General features: G+C 80.8%; 2 protein-coding genes. Both read left to right on the top strand.

Annotation, left to right across the window (positions count from 1 at the left end):
- Window positions 1–795, top strand: a 795-nt coding sequence (locus ABEB16_RS18805) for a thioesterase II family protein (RefSeq protein WP_345713740.1), incomplete at its 5' end; no start/stop codon positions are given.
- Window positions 792–1,787, top strand: a complete 996-nt coding sequence (locus ABEB16_RS18800) for a FecCD family ABC transporter permease (RefSeq protein WP_345713739.1) — start codon at window positions 792–794, stop codon at window positions 1,785–1,787. The genes ABEB16_RS18805 and ABEB16_RS18800, both read left to right, overlap by 4 nt.
- The last annotated feature ends 62 nt before the right edge of the window (window positions 1,788–1,849 follow it).

The following is a 1,849-nucleotide window of genomic DNA, read 5'->3' as shown; positions in this document are numbered from 1 at the left end:
TTCCGCCCCGTCCCGCCCGCGCCGCGGCTGCGGCTGGTGTGCGTGCCGCACGCCGGTGGCGCCGCCAGCGCGTACCGGCGCTGGGCGGGCCTGGACGCCGACGTGCTCGTGCAGGCGGTGCAGCTGCCCGGCCGGGAGGACCGCCTCGGCGAGCCCGCCCACCGGCGGATGGGAGCCGTGGCCGAGGAGGTGGCCGCCGCGGTGCTCGCGGAGGACGCCGCCGCGCCGGGCCTGCCGACGGTGCTGCTCGGGCACAGCCTGGGCGCGGCCGTCGCCCACGAGGTGGTGCTGCGGTTGCAGGGCCGCCTGCCCGGGCTGGCCGCCCTCGTGGTCTCCGGCCGCCGCGGCCCCACGCTGCCCGCACCCGGCGGCGGGGACCCGGAGGCCGCGCGCGGGCACCTGCACGGGGACCTGCACACCGCCGGCGACGAGGAGCTGCTGGGTTTCCTCGACGCCCTGGGCGGCACCGCGGGCGCCGTGCTGGCCGACGAGGAGCTGCGCGCGATGGTGCTGGGGGTGCTGCGCGCGGACCTGGAGGTCGCCGAGACCCACGTGCCGCCGCGGGGTGCGGCCGCGCGGGTGGCGGTGCCGCTGCTGGCGCTGGCCGGCGGCGGCGACCCGAGCGTCGCGCCCGCCGCGATCGCCGCGTGGGTGGACGTCGCCGCGGCCGGTGCCCGTGCCGTCGTGCTGCCCGGCGGGCACTTCTTCCTGCACGAGCAGCCGGGTGCGGTGCTGGCGCTGGTGCGCGAGCTCGCCGCCGGGTCCGTGGTCGGCAGCGGCGCGGTCCGGGGATGAGGCGGCGGGGCGCGCGGGCGGTGCTGCTGCTCGCCGGTGCGCTGGCGTGCTGCGTGCTCGCGGGTCTCGCCGTCGGCTCCCAGCCGGTGGCGCTGCCCGACGTCTGGTCGGCGCTCACCGCCCCCACCGGCAGCCCCGCCGACGTCGTGGTGCGCGAGCTGCGGGTGCCGCGCACCCTGCTGGGCCTCGCCGTCGGCGCCGCGCTCGGGATGGCCGGGGTGCTGGCGCAGGGCCACACCCGCAACCCGATGGCCGACCCGGGGCTGCTCGGCGTCGGGGCCGGCGCCTCCTGCGCGGTGGTGCTCGCCATCCAGCTGCTCGGGGTGCGCTCCCCGGCCGGCTACCTGTGGTTCGCGTTCGCGGGGGCGCTGCTGGCCGCCGCGGCGGTCGCGGCGCTGGCGCAGGCGGTGCGCTCGGCCTCGCCGGTGCTGGCGCTCGTGCTGTGCGGGGCGGTGGTCACCGCGTTCCTGTCGGCCGTCACGAGCGCGCTGGTGCTGGCCGACGCCACCACCCTGGACGCCTTCCGGTTCTGGTCGGTGGGGTCGCTGGCGGGGCGGCGCACCGAGGTCCTGCTGCCGGTGCTGCCGGCGATCGCCGCCGGCGCGGTCCTGGCGCTGGCCAACGCCCCCGGCCTCAACGCCCTGGCGCTGGGGGAGGACGCCGCCCGCGCGCTGGGGCAGCGGGTGTGGCTGACGCGCGCCACCGGCCTGGCCGCGATCACGCTGCTCACCGGGGCGGCGACGGCCGCCTGCGGCACCGTCGGGTTCGTGGGGCTCGTCGTGCCGCACCTGGCGCGCGACCTGGTGGGGGCGGACGTGCGCTGGCAGGTGCCGGTGGCGGGCCTGGCCGGCGGGGTGCTGCTGCTGGCCGCCGACGTCGTCGGCCGCGTCGCGGTGCGCCCGGGGGAGCTGCAGGTCGGCATCGTGCTCGCGCTGCTGGGCGCGCCGTTCTTCGTGGCGGTGGCGCGCCGGCGCCGGCTGGTGGCGGCGTGAGCGGCCCCGCCGCGGGGACCCGCACCGGCCGCACCCGGCCGGCCGCGCGCCCGGTGCCCCCC

Source organism: Kineococcus glutinatus, from assembly GCF_039542765.1.
Lineage (GTDB): Bacteria > Actinomycetota > Actinomycetes > Actinomycetales > Kineococcaceae > Kineococcus_A > Kineococcus_A glutinatus.
The sequence above is the reverse complement of the archived record's forward strand: the minus strand, read 5'-3'. Positions and strand labels throughout refer to the sequence as shown.

Coding starts and splice junctions, on each gene's coding strand:
- ABEB16_RS18800 (WP_345713739.1), top strand. CDS start 792: ATGAGGCGGCGGGGCGCGCGGGCGGTGCTGCTGCTCGCCGGTGCGCTG.